Source organism: Paenibacillus sp. cl6col, assembly GCF_900102125.1.
Lineage (GTDB): Bacteria > Bacillota > Bacilli > Paenibacillales > Paenibacillaceae > Paenibacillus_B > Paenibacillus_B suaedae.
The window spans coordinates 709820-729226 of record NZ_FNAZ01000001.1 but is presented as its reverse complement, the minus strand read 5'-3'; the positions used below and the strand labels follow the sequence as shown (position 1 = coordinate 729226).

Genomic DNA, 19407 nt, shown 5'->3' with positions numbered 1-19407 from the left:
CTCAGGTACAGGAACAGAGAATGGATAAGCTGCTTAGTCCAGGATCACGGATTGATCGGGATGGTGGTACAACTGGAACATTAAGCGCAGCTGCGCTTCTGTATTGCGTTCAGCCGACAATGTCGGCAGCGCATGTTCGGAGAAGAAGCCTACCTCGCTCGTTTCTGTGCCACTGGCAGCTTCCCCTCCGATAATGTCACACAAGATGAATAATTTATACACATGAAACGGTTCTGGCGGGTGCTGGTGGAACCGCTTATCTAGCACGGCAAGCAGTCGGATGGCTCTTGCTTGGAAGCCGGATTCCTCTTGGATTTCCTTCACAACAACCTCAGATGGAGAGAAGCCGATATCTGCCCATCCGCCGGGAAGTGACCATGCTCCATCGGCCTTTTCTTTGACGAGCAGAAGCTCCCCATCACGGAAGATGACACCCCGGACATCTACCTTCGGCGTTGCGTAACCTGTGTCGCTTGCGAAGGATAGCCGGATTTGTTCCTTATCTGCTTCAGCGCAGTTAGCCATCATATCGACACTAATGTCGCGCAATTCTTCATACCGCTCGCGGTCGTAAGCGTTTTCTGTGTACGTTAAGCCGATCTGTGCGAGAGCTTGTATCCGCTTGGCCCAATGCAGCTGTCTCCAATCGAGAGCTGGGTTCTCTATCGATTGTTCAATCAGTTCGATAAGCTCTGCCGGCTTCGAGTAGATGTCATGTGGAGCTGTCTCGAATGTGGCGGACTGAACAGTATCGAACCATTTAGCTCCTATCGTATGCACGTTAGCGGCAAGGCCGGCTTGAATATCAGCGTTGCTGTCACCGATCCATATCGCTTCGTCGGCGCGAATATGTAATGCGTCCAGCGCCGCGTGAATGCCTTCAGGATCGGGCTTCGGCCTCGTTACTTCATCGCCTGTGATGGCGATATCCACATACTTAGTCAAGCCGAGCGCTTCACTGGAAATCTCATACGCTCGCCGCCCTTTGCCAGTAATAATGCCGATCGATATGCCATGCTCCTTCAAATGCTGCAGCATCTGAATAATTGCTGGTGAAGCATGTACAAGGCTGGGATGCCAATTGCGGTACAGTTCAAAATATTCTTCGATGGCGGAAGGCAATAGACCTCTATATTTCATATTTGCAGTCAATATGCCCTCTTCCGTCGGGCCGAACATCGCAATAATTTGCTCCTTCGATACCATTCGATTGTCATATCGCTTGAATATGTCTTGGAACACATGAAGTGTCAATGGAAGGGTATCAGCTAGTGTCCCGTCAAAGTCAAACAAAACGGCTCGTATCATTGCATTCATCCTCCTTGATGGGTTAAGAGATTATGATCACTTGCACATGATTGGCCTTCATCGCATTGGCTAGCTCAGGCGACAGTGGCTGGTTCGTAATGAGAATATCGATGTCGGACAAGGATAGCCCCCGATAGTAATGGGTATGTCCGAGCTTCGTATAATCCGCAAGTACGATTGTCTGTCTTGAACGGCTAACAATTTCTCTCTTCATATATATGTCTTCTTCATAATGATAATAAATGCCTGCTTCCGAGATGCCTGCTGCGCCTAAGAACGCCTTATCGAATTGAAAATCACGCAGCTTATCTAGTGTCGAGTAGCCAGATAAATGTCTTGTCTTCGGCTGCACGATGCCTCCTAATAGATGGGTCTGTATCGTGGCTTGCTCAGCCAACATACAAGCATTATCAATCGAATGGGTCACGGCGGTTGCGTGAGCAGGCTTTAGATGCGGTATGATGCACTGCACTGTGGTCGATACGTCCAGAAAGATCATGTCGTGATCTTGAACAAGCTTAGCGGCATGGCGTCCGATGCGCATCTTGCCGTCTGGTTCATTATGCAGTCGAGCAGCATAGGCTTCAATCTTCTGTTCCAGCCGGGGGAGCGTAATTCCTCCATGGGTACGTGTTACGGCACCGCTTTCTGTCAGCTTCACGATGTCACGCCTTGCCGTATCTCTGGAAATGTCGAACATCGCGCAGATTTCTCCGACAGTCATCGTGTCTTGCTCTTCTAAATGCGTTAATATGCGCAGAAGGCGCTCTTCTTGATACATATTCTCCACCTCATACTTCTAATATTAAGTATATGTAAGTAATATTTCAAGTAGATATAAGTATTTCGCATAAATATAAGCTCTATTTTATGTGAAAAACGTAGATATGCAACGAGGACACACATCTGAAGACGCGAATGTGAAGGATGGATCAAATTAGGGTTGATTGGATAAAACAGGAGTGGTAGTATATGGTTAAACAATGATTTAAACATTGTTTAAATCATTGTTTAAATTATGTGCGGGAGGGATTAGGAATGAAGCAACCTGATAAGTCGCTAGAGACGAAGGAGAAGATCTTGAATGCGACCCTGGATATGATCAAGGAGGAAGAATTTGAGCAGATTACGATTCGCAAAGTAGCGTCGCGCTCCAACACGAACATCGCACTAATCAATTACTACTTCGGATCGAAGGATGCTCTGATCAATGAGGCGATTAAAATATTGTTATCGGGATTCCGCAGCTCGTTCAACGTTCTTGATGATCGCAGCATAGAGCCTCTGCAACGACTGCGTTTGTTCCTGATTCAATATGTACAGGTCATTCAACAATATCCAGCGATTATCTCACGTACAATAACTGCTGGCTCTGCCATGTTTGCCTCTCAGCAAGAGTATGGACAATTTCTGCAAGCTGTCGGCTTTGACAAAGTTCAGCGTACAATTCAAGAGATTACGCGCGAGGACAATCATGAAGGATTAACAATGATGATGATGCAGCTATTCGGTGCCGTGTTTCTCCCTGTTTTAATGAAGCCTCTGCTTGAATCGGGTACGGGAGTGGCAGTTGCGTCTGTCGAAGCACAGATTGACTTGTTGTTTGCACGCTATTTCCATCGAGATTCAAGATTACAATCATGAATTTTTTGCATTTGCTCGAATGATGCCATTCCTGAAGTAACTCGTTCTTGAACCTAGCAACCTTGTAATGATGATGAAGTCCATTACACATGCAGAGGCTGTGTCCCTGCGAATAGGAGGCAATCGAGATGGATGTTCTCAGAAAGTATTGGCAGGATCTTGGAATGGTTGTTGCTGTCATGGTGTGTATCTATTTGTTGGTAAGAGGAACTGTGATTCCTGACATCACGGTGATGCTGTGGTTGAGCTTCGTGGCAATTCTGGTTCACCAATTCGAAGAATATCGGTGGCCCGGATACTTCGGGGGCTTGTTCAATGCAGTTCTATTCAAGAGCAAGCATCCTCACAATTATCCGCTGAACCCGCATTCGGCTATGATTATTAACCTGATTATTGCTTATGGGTTTTATTTGCTGCCCGTCTTGTTCCCTGAAGTGATATGGCTTGGTCTCGCTCCCATGTTCATGGGGTTCTTTCAATTAATCTGGCATGGTATTTTCGCAAATAGTAAGGCACGATCTCTCTACAATCCCGGACTCTTCTCTGTGTTAGTCTTGCACATCCCTGTCGGGTGCTGGTATGTTTTTCATATTACAACGACAGGAATTGTCCATACATCCGATTGGATCATTGGGACGGCTTACTTCCTTGCTGCCGTATATATCTTGATCGTTAAGGGGAATATGTGGCTCAAGAATCCGAACTCCCCATATCGCTTTACGGCGAATCAATTAGGCCCCTATTCCAAGCAGATGTAAATGAATAAAAGGTGGGAGAGATGAAGATGCCAGGGATTGAACAGAATGACAGAGCTATGAAGCTTGATTTGGAGCGTATCGTATTTATCGGGCGAACCTACGATGAATATATCAGCATGTTCGACTTGAACATCGAAGATCTGCAAGGGAAGCGCATACTAGACTGTCCATCAGGGGCTTGTTCCTTCACCGCAGCGGCAGTTCGTCAAGGGATTGATGTTATGGCATGCGACATCGCATATGAATATGCTGCTGATGATTTGCAGCGGAAGGGAATACATGATGTAGCGCATGCGATGGAGCAGATGGCGCAAGCTGCTGAACAATACGAGTGGGGGTTCTTCGGTGATATCGACGGCTTGCGAGCCCATCGTTTGCAAGCATTGCGGGACTGCTCAGTACATCGAAGAGAAGAACCGCATCGGTATGTTCATGCGACTCTTCCGTCTCTCCCTTTCGAGGACGGAGAGTTTGATGTGGTTCTCTCCGCACATTTCCTCTTCATGTACGGAGATCGGCTGGATGAAGCGTTTCACCGCAATACGCTCGTTGAGCTGCTTCGTGTAGCGAAGGAGGAAGTACGAATTTTCCCGTTGATTGACTTGGCAGGGAAGCGGCCACCTCAAGTAGACATCGTGATCGAGCAGGCCAAGCATCTTGGCTGTGAGGTACAGGAACGTACGGTTCCTTATGAATTCATGCGCGGCGGCAATACAATGCTGTACATCAAGAAGAAGTAGCGACACGATGAACTCGAGATATGGTTCTATCAATGGATTAATGAATAAGGGATTAGGTGTAAATCTGGCAGAGAGAGCGAACTGCAGGCAATGTATGTAGAGTGAACGAAAAATGTGAGAATTCGGAGCAGGCGGCCTTGGGTAATCAGGGCTGCTTTTTTTTTTGTTTGCGTAAATCCGAAAATTTACAATTCCAAAATATTACTCACGATTCCCGTTAACATTCGTATGTGAAAATACTTCCAGAAGCCTATTGCATTACCTATTGCCATGAGAAAAGGGTGAAGACATGAATCGTAACATGTTAACGGTCATCGCAACGTCGCTCGCACTATCTACGATCATTTCTACTAGTGCTGTCAGCGCAGCGGAAGCAAACAAAGGGCAAGTAAGCATCGCAGCAGTGACGAAGGAAGCAGCAAAAGCATCCAATCTGTCAATCGGGGTTGATGGTGTAAGCAGCAATATTCGCACACTGAATGTCAAAGGAACGGTATTGTACTCCGTTCGCGACATCGCCAATATTTTTGGCGCAGATATCCAAGAAAGCAAGAGCGGAATTACACTCGTTGGTGGCAACCCAGCGCAGACGATTACGGTTCGATTGAACTCGGGCGCTTATGAAGTTGATGGCGCTACGAAGAACTTCTCAGTTGCACCGTTAGAGCAAAAAGGTGTGATCTACGCGGAGCTTAACGCACTTGTTGAAGCACTTGGCGGAGAAGTATCTGGTTCCGGCAGCAAGCTGGATGTTGTTAGTGTGAGGCCTCTCGAGGGAGATTTCAGCTCCCCGCGCGTGAACAGCAACGGTGAAGTGATAGCGGCTCGCGAATCTGATGGAACGGTTCAATTGTATAAATGGAATTCTACATACCGGATATACGATGCATTGACTTCTAATGAGAACGCAGCAAACACAGCAGTATCGCCTGACCTGAAGTGGGGCGTATTTACGAATGAGTCCAGTCAATTGTACTTGATGGATCTGAGCCTTGGAACTGCACAAGCAATTGGTAAAGATACTTCCGTAAAGACCGATCTGACATGGTCCGCAGACGGTAAAAGAGTGTACTTTGTACAAGGGGACAAGCAAGAGAAAATCGCTTACGTGAACGTAGACAGCGGCAAGATTACAAGCGTGCTGGCTGATAAAGTAGAAAACAAGTCGGACATCCGCCTGTCGGCAGATGACAAGACGGTTCTGTACGCAGTTAACATTACAGGCGTAGCGAAAAATGACAAGGATAGCACAGAAGACTCCTTATCCATCGACTTCTCCGGAGCAGGCTCCCAGTTGTTCACACTAGATCTGACTGCGAAGGATGCGAAGCCGGTTCAGCTGACAACTACGTCGGACAACAAGCTGTATCCGAACCTGCTGCCAGACGGAAGAGCTGTCTATGTGAGTGGTGATACAGAGGGTAAGGTTGAGAACAGCGTATTGAAGGTTGTTCAAGCGAAGGAGAAGAAGGTATCGGATCTCGTAGCTGATGTAGATGTATCCGTTGCTGTTATTTCTGCGAAGGGCCAATTGATTATCGCTGCAACAGAGAAAGACGGCAAGTCGAGCATCTATGTGGTGAAGGCAGATGGCTCCAAGTCGAAGCTGTATACAACTGAAGGTACGATTACTGAAGTATTCCCTTCCGCAGACGGTTCTCAAGTTGCGGTTATCGAGGATGGACAAGTGAAATTGGTAGCTAATAATCAAGCGGTTACGTTAACGAAATAAACAGTTCCGAAGGGAGAGCATTAACAATGAGAAAATTAAAAATCGCATCTTTGGCAATTCTCGCATCTTTATTCCTTGTATCTTCAGCTTTTGGAGGAGCGTCTACAGCTCTGGCTAAGGACGAATTGAAAGGCAAAGTAACAATTAATGGTTCAACGGCATTGCTGCCAATGACATTGCAAGCAGCGAAGGAGTTCCAGAAGCTGCATCCAAAAGTGAAAGTTGCAGCTTCCGGTAAAGGCTCTATCACTGGTCCACAAGCTGTTAAGAAAGGCATCGCTGAAATCGGCGCATGCGACTGGGATGCAAGCATGGACGTTCCAGGCTTCAAAGCATTCGAAGGTCAAGTGGCTCACAAAGTAGCGGTAATTCCATTCGCGACAATCGTGAACAAAAACGTAAAGGTAGACAACCTGACAACTGAACAGTTGAAAGGCATCTACTCCGGCAAAATTACGAACTGGAAAGATGTTGGCGGCGATAACGCGGATATCGTAGTTATCACTCGTTCCTTCGGTTCCGGTACGCGCGTTAACTACCAATTGAAAGCATTGGATGGCGGCGACATTACGAAGAAGAAAGACAACTACAAAGAAGTTGGTTCCAGCGGCGACATGAAGACAGCTGTTGCAACAACGCCTAACGCAATCGGCTACATCGACCTTGTATACGTGAACAGCGATGTGAAAGCTGTTAAATTCAACGGCGTAGAAGCTTCCTCGGACAACGTAATCAATGGCAAGTACCCTGTATGGGCATATGGCTACTACATGACAAAAGGTCAACCAACTGGCGCTACAAAAGCATTCATTGAGTACATTCAAAGCGCGAAGTTCCAACAAGGTTCGTTGAAAAAATTGAAATTCATTCCAATTTCCGCAATGAAGTAAGTTGAACGATTCGCTGTAAGAGATTTCATTCACGGCCAGCCCTCAGGAAGTCGGGGGCTGGTTGTTCTATGGGGGAACGAGAATGAGCACGCCTGTTCAAGAATTAGCACCGCTTAGCGGAGCCAACATCCTTTCGACAACGAAGAAAGGCAAGTTCGACCGATATGCTCGCGTACGGTTTACGAACCGCCTGTTCCAATACTTATTTCTGATGTGCATTCTAGCCTTATGTGTGGTACTCGGTCTGGTCATCTTCTTTATTGGGAAGACGGGAATATTGACCTTCCGTGACATTTCTCTATCAGACTTCTTTTTATCACTTGATTGGACGCCGGAAGACGGGAAATTCGGGGCCGGTGCATTTATTATCAATACATTGCTGTTAACAGGGCTTACACTGCTGATTGCCGTTCCGATTTCTGTTGGCATGGCCGTTCTGCTTGTGGAGATTTCTCCAATGTGGTTCAAGAGGTTCGTTCGACCAGTGCTCGACTTGCTGGTTGGGATTCCTTCCATTGTATATGGTTATCTTGGATTGACAGTTTTAATACCACTTATTCGTGAATGGACAGGGGAGAACTTGGGAGACGGCTTGCTGGCAGCTGCACTCGTTCTATCCCTTATGATATTGCCGACAATATGTCGGGTCAGTGACGAAGCCATTGCAGCCGTACCGAAGAAATATCGGGAAGCGGCTTATGCGCTAGGCTCCACCCGCTTGCAGGTCATTATGAGAGTTGTACTCCCGGCTGCGAAGCGAGGGATTGTTGCAGCAATTATTCTGGGTATGACCCGTGCAATTGGAGAAACGATGGCCGTTGTTATGGTTATCGGGAATACGGCACAGCTTGCCGATTCGTTGTTCACGCCAACTGCGGTTCTTACGAGCAACATCGTCATGCAAATCTCGAACGTGGAGTTCGATTCAACATGGAACTACGCGCTTCATATGATGGCATTCCTGCTTCTGCTCATCTCCTTCCTGCTGATTGTCGTTATTCGTTTCATTAGCAAGAGAGGGGGCGCTCGCGCATGAGTTCATTCACAGCAAGCGGCCAAAACAATCGCGCAAAGCTGTACAATCAGGTGGCTACAGGGCTGTTCTATGCGTTAGGAATAGCGGTGCTGATGCTGATCTTCTGGCTGCTGTACACCATATTGAGCAAGGGGCTGCCAGGCATCACCTTGGAATTCTTAATGAAGGTTCCGGAAGAGATGGATGCGGGGGGCGGTATCGGCACTGTATTGTTCAACTCGTTCTACATCTTGATCTTGTCCTTGCTAATCTCCGTACCAATTGGTGTTGGGGCGGGTATCTATATGGCGGAATATGCGCCTGCAAATCGCTTTACAGAAGGACTTCGCATGTGTGTGGAATCCTTATCATCCGTTCCTTCGATTGTGTTCGGCTTGCTTGGACTCGCAATCTTTGCAGAGTACTTCCAGATTGGACTTACAATACTAGGCGGGGCAGTAAGCTTGGCATTCCTTAACCTGCCTATGCTGTGCCGTGTTACGGAAGAAGCGATCCGCGATGTGCCGGTTGATCTGCGCAATGCAGCCTATGCACTTGGCACAACGAAGTTCCAGACGATTCGTACAGTAGTTCTTCCTGTAGCACTTCAAGCGATTATTACAGGCATATGCTTGGTAGCAGGTCGTGCATTCGGTGAATCAGCGGTTATTATTCTTACTGCGGGCTTGAGTACTTCCGGAGAAATGTGGGACTTCAATCTGTTCTCCCCGGGCGAAACACTTGCCGTTCATCTCTGGTATGTACAATCCGAGGCAATTGTAGAGGATGCTAGTCAGATTGCCGATAAGGCAGCAGCGGTGCTCGTCTTCGTCGTCTTATTCATCAATCTCGTGTTCCGCATTCCACTCTGGTTCAATAATCGCAAATTGAAAAAGTAAGTCCATTCATCATCCCATGTGGAAGAGCCAATAGGCTCTCCTGCATGGGATTGTTATCGTGCTGGTCGTCCACAACAATCGCAAACCTAAAAAAGCTTCCCAGACGGCTTGTTTCGGGAAGCTTTCTTCATTATGGATTAAGAAGCTTAGAAAGATTGGAACGTAACGAATTCGTGAACAGGCTTGCGATATCCGCGTGGACGCTGGCTGGACGTATCCTCCTTGCCAATGGTGATCATCATAACGGGGACGAGATGATCAGGGACGTTGAGCGCACTGCGAACCTTATCCGGATCATAGCCAATCATCGGGCAAGTGTCCCAGCCCTTATCCTTGGCAATCAGCATGAACTGCATGGCAGAGAGGCTGGCATTGCGTACGGCATCTTCGTGACGGAAGGATTCCCCGCGATTAAGATAGAAGTCCGTCGTACTGCTTACGATTTGATCGTATTCCTGTTGGCTGATGACACCAAGATTGAGCAGCCCCTCATTCATGGCGGCAACATGCTTATAGGCATCCATATCACCGAGTACAACTATGACAGCCGATGCGGTCAACACTTTATATTGTTTGAATGCAGCCTCGTACAGCATATTCATTTTGTCTTTATCCGTAACTGCCACATAATGTGTATGCTGCAGATTGAAGGCGGATGGAGCGAACTTCGTGAGCGAGAACATTTCGGTAAGTTCCTGTTCCGAGATTTCGACATCCTTCAAGAACTTGTTCGCGGAACGTCTTTGTTTAACGATCGTTTCTACATCGTGCATATGTATCATCTCCTGGTTCATTTATCATCCGTTAAATTAGTAGTAAAAAGATCATATCATATTAACTATAATAAAGTAAGTAATTTACGAAAAAATATTAAAAATATCACACATTTTGTTGAACTGCCTGAACATCGGCAAGCTGTAGAAAGTGAAGAGAGGCACATCTTAATGCGCAAAAAACGAGAGGCATGTAAGCCTCTCGTCTATTGATACTGCACTATTCGCAGATGCGGATAGTAGGATATTGGCGGAATTAGTTCTGCCAGAGCTGCGGATGATCCGCAGTTACGAGTCGTGCAGCTCTCGCATTGGCCTCGACTTGGGCTTCGTTCTTGCAGCCTGGAATGACGCTTGTAACCGCATCATGACGCAAGCACCAAGCGAGCGCCCACTCTGCTAAGCTTGCTCCTTCTGGTACCTCGGTCTGGCGAATGTGCTCGGCTTGCTGCAGACGGTCATCAATGAACTGTTGCTCATGACGATGCCGCACATCATTGTCGGCGAAGGATGTGCCTGGCTTGTATTTGCCGCTTAACAAGCCGCTAGCGAGTGGAACACGTGCAAGAACGCCTAGGTTCTGATGAGTGCAGGAAGGGAACACATCCTGCTCGGGGCCTCGATCAAGTCGGTTATAGACGACTTGAATGACGCTTGCGCCTATATCGGCTGCATTGGTAGTCTGATGCATACTGTTGCTTTTGTTCAAGGATAGACCGATATGACGAATTTTACCCGCTTCCTTCTGCTTGTCCAGCATGGTCCAGAGCGAGTCATTGTTGAATGCCTCGTCATCGCCCGAATGGAATTGGTATAAATCGATGTACTCAGTCTTGAGTGCACGCAAGGAATCATCAAGCTGCTTCAATACTTCTGGTGCGCCATATTGATTCGTCCGATTCAAGTGGGAATGGAAATGATGGCCGAACTTCGTTGCCACGACCCAATCCTCGCGGTTGTCCCGGCTTAAGTAATCCCCAATGAATGATTCAGACAAGTGGTCTCCGTAGCATTCAGCCGTGTCGATGAAGTTAATGCCAAGATCTTTCGCTTTATGTAGGATACGATCAACTTCTGATTGGGTATAATCATGTCCCCATTCCCCGCCGAATTGCCAAGTACCTACGCCGATAACCGACACCTTCATTCCTGTCTTGCCCAGTTTGCGATATTGCATAGAAGACTCACACCTTTCTATATTTTTCACCTATTGACTTTATGGTTGATGTGTATGCTGCTTACCGTAATGATAGCATAGGAAGCTGTGCTAGCCTATAAACGGGAGGCTTCGGTGTGACAGAACCTAGATAAAAAAAATTTAATTTCAATATCCGCTATTATTCGTGATAATATGAGTTATAGTTGCAAAGTATGTTTCAGTAAGACTGATTATATCTGATTAACGCATGATTACAGGAGGAAGGTATGTATTATTTATTAGCTTTTCTGATCTCTTCATGTATCGTGATGTTTTTGATACCTCCACTGCGCAAGCTTGCATTCCGCATTGATTTTGTGGACAAGCCTATGCCGGACAATGAACGGAAAATTCATCGGGAGCCGATCCCGCTTACGGCGAGCATTGCCATTTTTATCGCATTTATTGTATCCTATGTTATTTTTGTCCGGAATTCTGCGATCGAGTCCATCGCGATTATTAGCGGCGGGTTGTTGATTCTGGCAATCGGCACCGTTGATGACTGGTACAAGACGCATGGCAAGGAGTTCCCAGCACTGCCGAAGCTGCTCGTACAAATATGCGCGGCAGTTATCGTGTATCTATCAGGGATCACCTTCGAAGGCTTTACGAACCCATTCACGCATGAATTTGTAAACTTGCCAGCATGGTTGCAGTGCATTTTGACCGTTATGTGGATCTTCGGTGTGACAACCGTGATTAACTTCTCGGATGGAATGGATGGTCTGGCAGGTGGATTAACGGCGATATCAGGTGGAACTTTGTTCGCAGTAGCACTTGCGCAAGGACAGAATGTATCTGCGATGATGGCCATTATTCTCGTGGGAGCATCTATTGGCTATTTACGATTTAACAAGCCGCCGGCGAAGGTGTTTATGGGGGATGCAGGTGCGACGTTCTTAGGTTTTATTCTCGGCGTAATTGCCTTGGATGGTGCCTTCAAGCAGGCGACCGTATTGTCCTTGTTCATTCCGATTTTGGCTTTAGGTGTTCCGATTCTTGATAACGTATTCGTTGTCATTCGTCGGATGCTGAATGGCCAGCCTGTTTACAAAGCCGATGCTACACAAGCTCATTACCGGCTGCTGGCAGGCGGTCTGAATCAGAAGCAGGTTGTGGCCGTGTTGTGCTTAGTTAATCTGTGCTTCGGATTAACGTCCATTATTTTGACGCTGCTTCAGGTATAAGACAATTCATACATGACGACAGAGAGCCTTTCCGTTCAGGAGAGGCTCTTTTTGCAATTTTAGCAAATGGTTTGCTGGTAAGGGGGTATCCTTTATCGGAGCGTTCATATGGCCCATTACAAAGCAATGAAGGCCTCGACCTTTACTGGTTCGGGGCCTGTTCTATCGTCGTGCTAGACTTCAATATGCTTAATAATTCGTGCAGGGTTGCCAGCAACGACAACGTTGTCCGGTACATCCTTCGTAACCACTGCACCGGATGCCACAACAACATTATTGCCGATATTGACGCCTGGATTTATGACCGCGCGACCGCCAATCCATACGCGATCTCCAATTGTAACTGGCTTGCCGAATTCAACGCCGGAGATTCGCTCCATGGGATCCAATGGGTGAGTCGCCGTATAGATATGAACTCCTGGTGCGAGGAAACAGTTGTCCCCAATGTGAATCTCGCATACATCCAGCATTACACAGTCGAAGTTCGCATAGAATCCTTTGCCAAGATAAATGTTATAGCCATAATCGCAGCGGAAGGTAGGTTCAATGTATGCGCCTTCACCAACGGCACCGAATAACTTTTGAAGTATTTCTGTTCGTTCGCTATAGTCTGTTTCGATCGTTTGGTTGTACATGCGGGTTAGGCGTCTCGCTTGTTCACGATCTCTAACTAGCTCTTCATCTGCGGCCATATACATGTCGCCTGCTATCATTTTTTCTTTCTCTGTACGTATGGTCATCATGTGTAGCTCCTCGCCATATCCCTGTAATAAGCAGGGGGTGTTGTGTAATACCGTTATTATCGATGGTGACAGCATCATTTGCAAGGAAGAGAATCTATTCTATTTTAGATATCCCAAAATATGGTATGATAGTTGCATCTTAGTAGAGGGTGTGAAACAAGGTTGAGTAAATTACTAGCTTTCGGTATGCTTACATGGCTGCTTGGCAACCCATTTCTTGCGATCATCGTATTGCTGTTGATTGTATACTTCGTTGATCGGCAGTTCATTGGATTATCCCCGAGCATCTTCCAACCGCTTAAGAGATGGAGTCGGACTTCAAAGCTCCGGCAGCAGCTGGTGGCGAATCCCCATGATGTGTCATCCAAGCATGAACTAGCAAGGCTGCTGATGGAACGCAAACGCTATCGTGAAGCACGCGAATATCTCGAACCATTGCAGGAGCGAATGGAGCAATCAGCAGAGTATTGGGATGATCTAGGAACCTGCTATTTACATACAGGTAACAACGAATTGGGAGAAGCGGCTATTGTTCGCGCATTAGAATTGAATCCCCGAGTCAAATACGGGCAGCCCTATTTGCGGCTTGCTGCGATATATTCCAATTCGGATAAGGCGAAGGCTGTAGCTTACTTGCAGTCTTTTCAAGATATTCACGCTTCCTCTTGTGAAGCTTACTATCGGCTTGGTGTGTTGTATGAGCAGATGGGGCAGAAGGAAGATGCGAAGAAGGCATGGGAAGAGGGCATCCATATTTACCGGGGACTGCCTCGATATATGAAGCGCAAGGAACGCAAATGGATGCTGCGATGTGCAATGAAGAAATAGCAAGCATGGCACATGAACGATAGTGGTATGAATAACAAATTATGTTCGAACTAGCTCTGTCGAATGACAGAGCTTTTTTGGCGATGTGCTATGCAGAGTTCGTTCGAAGGACATAAGCATACTATCATTGCTAGGTCATCAGAAGAAATTGAACAGTGATTGTTCATTTGTATGCTTCCTTGCAAGACATTAAATGTTGCTAACATAGTAATGATTGGAGCCTCATTATCCTCGTCTTTCGTCGAAATTTGAAACTTTTTCTAGCAGGGATATGTCTAAAGAAGTAGAATCCCTAAGGAAAGTAAAGATTGTGAAAGGAGCGGAACGAATATGAGAAAGTGGCTGCTCATCATGATAAGCATGTTGGTATGGTTCGGTTCCTCAATGCAGGCACAGGCCGAACAAGCAGCACCATCCGCTAAGCAGCAGACGAAGGTGTACTTCAATGGATACGATATAACGGAGTGGCGATGGGATCAGCAGCATATCGTCGTTCCGCTGTTTGCATTTGATGATTATAGCTATTTCATTCAGGATGGCAATAAAGGCATGCAGGATATCACCTACAAATGGGATTCAGCTGCCAAAACGGTATGGGTATACTCTGCCGATAAATCACGTACGATTAAGCTGGTTGCGGAACAGCCTATCGCATGGGTAAATGGGAAAAAGGTGGCGCTTGATGCCCCTGTTCGAATAATAGAGGGCCATACTTATGTGCCGCTGCGATTCATTAGTGAAGCGCTCGGTGGCAAGGTCAAATGGGATGTGAAGAAGAGGGCCGCCATCATTCGCACACCGGAGCGGGTGAAGCGTGACGAGTTGATACGGGCGGGAGACCTGGAAACAGCCCGACAGGAAGCGCTGCGTCTGCCGCTTGTCTATCCGAACCGGGAGATCAAGCCGCGGTCAGAAGGTTTCGAGGCGAACATTGTGTTCCCAGAAGGGGAGGCGCTTCGCTACCGCTATCATATTAAGGATGTTACAAGCATCATTGCGATTTCAGAGGACGGATTGGCCGAGGTCATATGGCAGGGGAGAACGGGTACGACTGCGGATAAGGTTATTGAAGAAATCGGAAGCAAGCCAGACTTCGGCTCAGCGATGGTATACTTCCGTCATTCCTTCCCCGTAGAGGATTTCGTTACATATGGTAAAATAGACGCGCAAGGCCGTTCGACGGAGCTTGGCAAGTTCGAGGTGAAGATGAAGCTGCGATCAAATGCCGATGCAGTAATGTCTATTCGAGGAGAGAAGCGGACGGATGTGCGACCTCTTCTGGAGGAGCGCATGTAAGGAAGGAGTACACATGAAGGTACGGAATAAGAAAATGGTATGGTGGCTGGTTGCCACAGCAGCATGGATGGCTTTTATTTTCTATAAGTCTTCCCAGACGTATGCAGACCAAGATCTACGGCCGACTCTCGCGGCCTGGCTGCCGCTGCCGATACTGGAGCAGTGGCTGCCGCATATTGAGTTTACGTATGATGGAGGTTTGGTGACTTGGAAGCAGCCATATGATTTTGTGGAGTTTTTCATTCGCAAGGGAGCACATGTAACGGAATACGCGATATTAGCTTTTCTTGTCATTCGAACATTGCTCGCTATGAGATGGGAACGTTGGATGGCCATTGTTATTGGCGCCGTCATTTCTATAGCATATGCAGCATCCGATGAGTGGCATCAGAGCTTCGTCCCGAATCGAACCGGACATGCGATTGACGTGGCGGTAGACTCGATTGGGGTTGTGCTCGTCGTGCTGTTGTTCCTCATCGCAGGCTTGTTCAGCCGCCGCAAGGGGAAGGGAAGAGGGCTGCATTTTCCATAAAGCTAAGGAAGCAAGGCCGCTGGAGGCATGATCTCCAGCGGCCTTCTTGTAATTTATTGCGGCTTGATTACTTCCATACCACGAATATACGGCTGAAGGGCTTTTGGAATGCGAATGGATCCATCAGCCTGCTGATGATTCTCCAGCAGTGGGATAAGAATGCGTGGGCTGGCTACTGCTGTATTGTTCAGCGTATGACAATATTGGAGATCTCCCGCTTCGTCGCGATAGCGAATGTTGCAGCGGCGAGCTTGGAAATCTAGCAAGTTCGAGGCAGAATGTGTCTCTCCAAATTGATGACGTGACGGCATCCATGTCTCGATATCATATTGCTTATGCGTCTTCTGCGACATATCCCCGGTACATACCGCCATTACACGGTAAGGAAGCTCCAACGCTTGCAGGATTGCTTCCGAGTAGCCTACCATTTCCTCCAACAGCTGATTCGACAGCTCGGCATCATTCGGTGCAATGATGACTTGCTCCACCTTTGCAAATTGATGGACGCGGTATAGGCCGCGAACATCTCGGCCCGCGGAGCCTACCTCGCGCCGGAAGCAGGCAGATACGCCAGCCATGCGAATCGGCTCGGTGACGTCTACAATTTCGTTGCTGCAATAGGAGACGAGGCTTACTTCCGATGTGCCGACAAGCCACAGGCCATCCTCCGGCAGGGCATAGCATTGATCCTCGCCAAGCGGGAAGAATCCGGTACCGACGAGCGCGTCCTGACGAACCATGAGTGGAACATCCATTACAGTGAACCCATGATCCATGAGCAGGTCGAGTGCGAGCTGCTGTACAGCACGATGAAGAAGCAGTCCAGCATTTTTCAGATAGTAGCCGCGAGAGCCTGCCACCTTAACCCCGCGGCGAAGATCGATGAGGCCCAACTGCTCGCCAAGCTCGACATGATCAAGCAGTGGGTATTCGAAGCTGGGGATTTCCCCGACCTGCCGCACTTCTATATTATCTTCATCCGAAGCGCCGACCGGAGTATCTGCAGATGTGATGTTCGGCACCAGCAGCTGTAGGCGGCTGAACTGTTGCTCGGCCTCGGTTAGCTTCGCTTCGAATTGTGCGAGCTTGTCGTTGCATTGGCGTACTTGCGCCTTCCATGTGTCAACTTCGTTCTGCTGTTCTCCTAGACGCATCGCTGCTGCGATCCGGGAGGTCAGGGTATTGCGATCCTGTCGCAAGGCATCCGTGTTCTGCAGCAGCTCTCGGCGAAGCTGATCGCATGCAAGCAGTTCCTGAACATTGAAGTCTATTCCTTTTTGCCGAGCTGCCAGCTGCACCTCTTCTGGATGATTGCGAACCCATTTCATATCTAGCATGTGAACCGTCTCCTTTACCGCGAGTAATGTTGTACGAATAGAAATACAAATAGCGCTCCTCATCCGATTGGGACGAGGAGCGCTAGCTCGCGGTGCCACCCAACTTGATCTTCAGCGCTGCAAGTAAGCAGATAGCACACCGGAAGCATGCTGAAGATCCTCTTGGTTCCGCGGTAACGGGCGGTGCCGGTTCACTTAGGGCACGCCGGGCAAGCCGACGCCTTGACGAGAACGCCTCCGAGTTGGATGCTCTTCATTGGCGAATAACCGTATCTAATTTGTTGATATCATTATATAGCATCTTTCCCAAAAGTCAACGCACTATTCGCCCACATGGTTGATAGCTTGCAGATAAGCGGTAAGCTCCTGAAGATTGCGCATCAAGCTGTCAACTGGAATATCGGCGCCAGCCGCTTTGCTGACGAGCTCCGCTGGAATGCAGCTGGCAGCTGACTTCAAGTCACGTCCCTTATTCGTTAAGGTAATGAATACTTGCCGCTCGTCCTGTGCGCCCCGCTTCCGCTCAATCAACTGTTGCTGCTCCATCCGCTTGAGCATAGGTGTCAATGTTCCTGAGTCGAGGAACAGCTGCTGGCCAAGCTCCTTCACGGTGACATTGTCTTGCTCCCATAATGCAAGCAGTGTAATGTATTGTGGATAAGTTAGCTCCAGCTTCTCCAGCATAGGCCGATAGAGCTTCGTTACTTCCTTGGATGCTGCGTAGATGGCGAAGCAGAGCTGTTGATCCAGCTTGAGCATGTCGCTAGGCTGCATGGTGTTGTCCGGCTTAGAAGTCATGGTTTCATCTCCTGTTGTGCCTTACAGCAAGGCTTCTATATCTTCCTTCAGCTTAGATGGGGACGTCTGCGGTGCGTATCGCTTCACGACAATGCCCTTGCGGTCGATGAGAAACTTCGTGAAGTTCCACTTAATATCAGTGCTTCCCAGCAGCCCCTTCTTCTCTGTTACCAAGTGTTGGAACAGCGGTTCTGCATTGTCGCCCTTCACATCTACCTTCGCAAACATAGGGAAGTTGACGCCATAATTCAATTGGCAGAACTCCATCGTCTCCTTCATGTCTCCAAACTCTTGATTGCCGAACTGGTCACAAGGGAACCCGAGAACGACCAACCCTTTGTCCTTATACTGATCATACAATTGCTGAAGCTCAGTAAATTGAGGGGTGAAGCCGCATTTGCTGGCAGTATTGACGATAAGGATCACATGACCTTCATAGCTATCCAACGATGTTACTTCTCCATTAGGCTTCTTAACGGAATAATCATATACCGTAGTCATTATTCGTTCTCTCCTTTGTTGTCATCATTGAGATGAAATGATGAATGGCAGTTTACACGTACATACACGCTTCATTCCTTCAAATCGGTCACGCCAAACATGTGACAGCTGTGAGGGAAGGAATGTGGCATAGTTGTTGTAATAGTTATAGCATGGAACACGAATAGATGCAATTGTATTTTGCAAAATTAAATTGTGTACAATTCAAAAGGAGTGGTGGTACCTCTGATTGTACATCCGCAACAACTGCACACAAGATAGCTGTGCTTTCAAAGGCTATCCAAATGGAAGGTTGCTGTCGTATTTAGGTGAAAAATCATAACGTTACCTTGTCCGTTCTATCCCATCCAATAGCGTTCAACAGAAACAGGGCAGTTCCGCTCCATGCTGTTCAATAACTATGGAGGAGATAGCCCACTCCCTTTATCCTCGAATGAGCACTCCGATTGTATATAGAATCCAAATATGCGCCGGATAGAATACATAGAACATATACTTGGACCATTTGGCATGATAACCACGTGCTCCGTTGTAGAGCAGTATCGGGATAATTGCGAATATCATCATCCACTGGTAGTTCAGGACAAATAAATTGTCATAGGTGAATACTTCTTCAGTCGGGACGCCGAGCGATCCGAGGCCTAGGGATATAAGCAGCATCACGATTACATATGCGAATGCCATCTGTTCCTTGCGCTCGTGGAGCAGGTAGAAGATCAGCGTCATGGCCACACCAAGTATGGATGCTTCTGTAATTGATCCGCCCATAATAGCAAGAATGATGTACAGGGTTCCTAGCGCATAGTTGCGAGTCTGTTTCGTCCATTCGATAGCAGTTAGGAGAAGAAGCGCCAGCAGCAAGGATAAGAAGATATTGTTCATGATGCTGACAGACTCACTTGGAAGGGCGAGTGTAAGCAGTGTGTTGCCAAGTTTGGTAATGACCGCCCATGTAAATAAGCGGAGCATGTATTTGCCTCGGTTCCGTGTGTGGAAGAAGCCTTCTACGATGAAGTAGAAGAAGATCGGAGCGACAATGCGGCCAAGCCATCCGAACCATATAGGCATATCCGGCAGAAACTGCTTCATATGGTCAAGTAGCATAAGCGTCATGCCGAGCAGTTTTAATTTGAAACCATCCAAACGCACATTGAATCCTCCAATTCTATTCTGATGTTGTTGTTCGTAGATGCCAGCTTAATTCGCTGTAGAATGGGAGCTAGTCAGC

General features: G+C 47.6%; 20 protein-coding genes. 11 read left to right on the top strand and 9 right to left on the bottom strand.

Annotation, left to right across the window (positions count from 1 at the left end):
• Positions 1 to 33: 33 nt before the first annotated feature.
• Positions 34 to 1308: an NUDIX hydrolase N-terminal domain-containing protein gene (locus tag BLS15_RS29910; RefSeq protein ID WP_021254772.1), complete on the bottom strand. Its 1275-nt coding sequence runs from the start codon at positions 1306 to 1308 to the stop codon at positions 34 to 36.
• 22 nt (positions 1309 to 1330) lie between these two features.
• Entirely contained in the window at positions 1331 to 2089 is a 759-nt protein-coding gene (locus BLS15_RS03125; protein WP_021254771.1) for a DeoR/GlpR family DNA-binding transcription regulator, read from the bottom strand.
• A gap of 257 nt (positions 2090 to 2346) precedes the next feature.
• Between BLS15_RS03125 and BLS15_RS03120 the strand changes: the two genes are divergently transcribed.
• The 7 genes from BLS15_RS03120 to pstA all read left to right on the top strand — a co-directional run bounded on the left by BLS15_RS03120 (position 2347) and on the right by pstA (position 8986).
• On the top strand, positions 2347 to 2952 hold the full coding sequence (locus BLS15_RS03120) for a TetR/AcrR family transcriptional regulator (protein ID WP_021254770.1): 606 nt from the start codon (positions 2347 to 2349) through the stop codon (positions 2950 to 2952).
• A gap of 128 nt (positions 2953 to 3080) precedes the next feature.
• Positions 3081 to 3710, top strand: a complete 630-nt coding sequence (locus BLS15_RS03115) for an HXXEE domain-containing protein (RefSeq protein ID WP_021254769.1) — start codon at positions 3081 to 3083, stop codon at positions 3708 to 3710.
• A 26-nt stretch (positions 3711 to 3736) separates the two neighbouring features.
• Positions 3737 to 4450 (top strand): class I SAM-dependent methyltransferase, encoded by a 714-nt coding sequence (locus BLS15_RS03110; RefSeq protein ID WP_231515088.1) that lies wholly within the window; start codon positions 3737 to 3739, stop codon positions 4448 to 4450.
• A gap of 289 nt (positions 4451 to 4739) precedes the next feature.
• On the top strand, positions 4740 to 6182 hold the full coding sequence (locus BLS15_RS03105; RefSeq protein ID WP_090509842.1) for a stalk domain-containing protein: 1443 nt from the start codon (positions 4740 to 4742) through the stop codon (positions 6180 to 6182).
• A gap of 26 nt (positions 6183 to 6208) precedes the next feature.
• The gene (locus BLS15_RS03100) at positions 6209 to 7072 is read left to right on the top strand and encodes a phosphate ABC transporter substrate-binding protein (RefSeq protein WP_090509840.1); all 864 of its coding nucleotides are present in this window, start codon (positions 6209 to 6211) and stop codon (positions 7070 to 7072) included.
• 82 nt (positions 7073 to 7154) lie between these two features.
• On the top strand, positions 7155 to 8108 hold the full coding sequence (gene pstC, locus BLS15_RS03095) for a phosphate ABC transporter permease subunit PstC (protein ID WP_090509827.1): 954 nt from the start codon (positions 7155 to 7157) through the stop codon (positions 8106 to 8108).
• A complete protein-coding gene (gene pstA, locus BLS15_RS03090; RefSeq protein WP_021254764.1) occupies positions 8105 to 8986 on the top strand; it encodes a phosphate ABC transporter permease PstA in 882 nt (293 codons plus the stop codon). Before pstC ends, pstA begins: the two co-directional genes overlap by 4 nt.
• 146 nt (positions 8987 to 9132) lie before the next feature.
• Here the strand turns inward: pstA and BLS15_RS03085 are convergent, their stop codons facing one another.
• Both BLS15_RS03085 and BLS15_RS03080 read right to left on the bottom strand, forming a co-directional pair.
• Positions 9133 to 9759, bottom strand: a complete 627-nt coding sequence (locus BLS15_RS03085) for a nitroreductase family protein (protein WP_090509824.1) — start codon at positions 9757 to 9759, stop codon at positions 9133 to 9135.
• Between the two features lie 256 nt (positions 9760 to 10015).
• Complete coding sequence (locus BLS15_RS03080) at positions 10016 to 10936, bottom strand: aldo/keto reductase (protein WP_090509820.1); 921 nt, start codon at positions 10934 to 10936, stop codon at positions 10016 to 10018.
• A 248-nt stretch (positions 10937 to 11184) separates the two neighbouring features.
• On the opposite strand from BLS15_RS03080, the gene BLS15_RS03075 reads away from it, so the two are divergent.
• Entirely contained in the window at positions 11185 to 12144 is a 960-nt protein-coding gene (locus BLS15_RS03075; protein WP_021254761.1) for an MraY family glycosyltransferase, read from the top strand.
• Between the two features lie 173 nt (positions 12145 to 12317).
• Here BLS15_RS03075 and maa read toward each other — a convergent pair whose 3' ends face one another.
• Positions 12318 to 12884, bottom strand: coding sequence for a maltose O-acetyltransferase (maa, locus tag BLS15_RS03070; RefSeq protein ID WP_021254760.1), 567 nt, complete (start codon positions 12882 to 12884; stop codon positions 12318 to 12320).
• Positions 12885 to 13049: 165 nt separating this feature from the next.
• Between maa and BLS15_RS03065 the strand changes: the two genes are divergently transcribed.
• From BLS15_RS03065 to BLS15_RS03055, 3 genes are all read left to right on the top strand, one after another.
• Positions 13050 to 13715: a tetratricopeptide repeat protein gene (locus BLS15_RS03065; RefSeq protein ID WP_090509815.1), complete on the top strand. Its 666-nt coding sequence runs from the start codon at positions 13050 to 13052 to the stop codon at positions 13713 to 13715.
• 330 nt (positions 13716 to 14045) lie between these two features.
• On the top strand, positions 14046 to 15011 hold the full coding sequence (locus BLS15_RS03060) for a copper amine oxidase N-terminal domain-containing protein (protein WP_065292833.1): 966 nt from the start codon (positions 14046 to 14048) through the stop codon (positions 15009 to 15011).
• 13 nt (positions 15012 to 15024) lie between these two features.
• A complete protein-coding gene (locus tag BLS15_RS03055) occupies positions 15025 to 15543 on the top strand; it encodes a VanZ family protein (protein ID WP_021254757.1) in 519 nt (172 codons plus the stop codon).
• Positions 15544 to 15596: 53 nt separating this feature from the next.
• Here the strand turns inward: BLS15_RS03055 and serS are convergent, their stop codons facing one another.
• The 4 genes from serS to BLS15_RS03035 all read right to left on the bottom strand — a co-directional run bounded on the left by serS (position 15597) and on the right by BLS15_RS03035 (position 19328).
• On the bottom strand, positions 15597 to 16880 hold the full coding sequence (gene serS, locus BLS15_RS03050) for a serine--tRNA ligase (RefSeq protein ID WP_090509812.1): 1284 nt from the start codon (positions 16878 to 16880) through the stop codon (positions 15597 to 15599).
• Between the two features lie 321 nt (positions 16881 to 17201).
• Positions 17202 to 17678 carry a MarR family winged helix-turn-helix transcriptional regulator gene (locus BLS15_RS03045; protein WP_021254755.1) on the bottom strand — a complete coding sequence of 159 codons (477 nt, stop codon included), beginning with the start codon at positions 17676 to 17678 and terminating at the stop codon, positions 17202 to 17204.
• A 21-nt stretch (positions 17679 to 17699) separates the two neighbouring features.
• Positions 17700 to 18179 (bottom strand): glutathione peroxidase, encoded by a 480-nt coding sequence (locus BLS15_RS03040; RefSeq protein ID WP_021254754.1) that lies wholly within the window; start codon positions 18177 to 18179, stop codon positions 17700 to 17702.
• 423 nt (positions 18180 to 18602) lie between these two features.
• Complete coding sequence (locus BLS15_RS03035; RefSeq protein WP_021254753.1) at positions 18603 to 19328, bottom strand: TraX family protein; 726 nt, start codon at positions 19326 to 19328, stop codon at positions 18603 to 18605.
• Positions 19329 to 19407 lie beyond the last annotated feature (79 nt).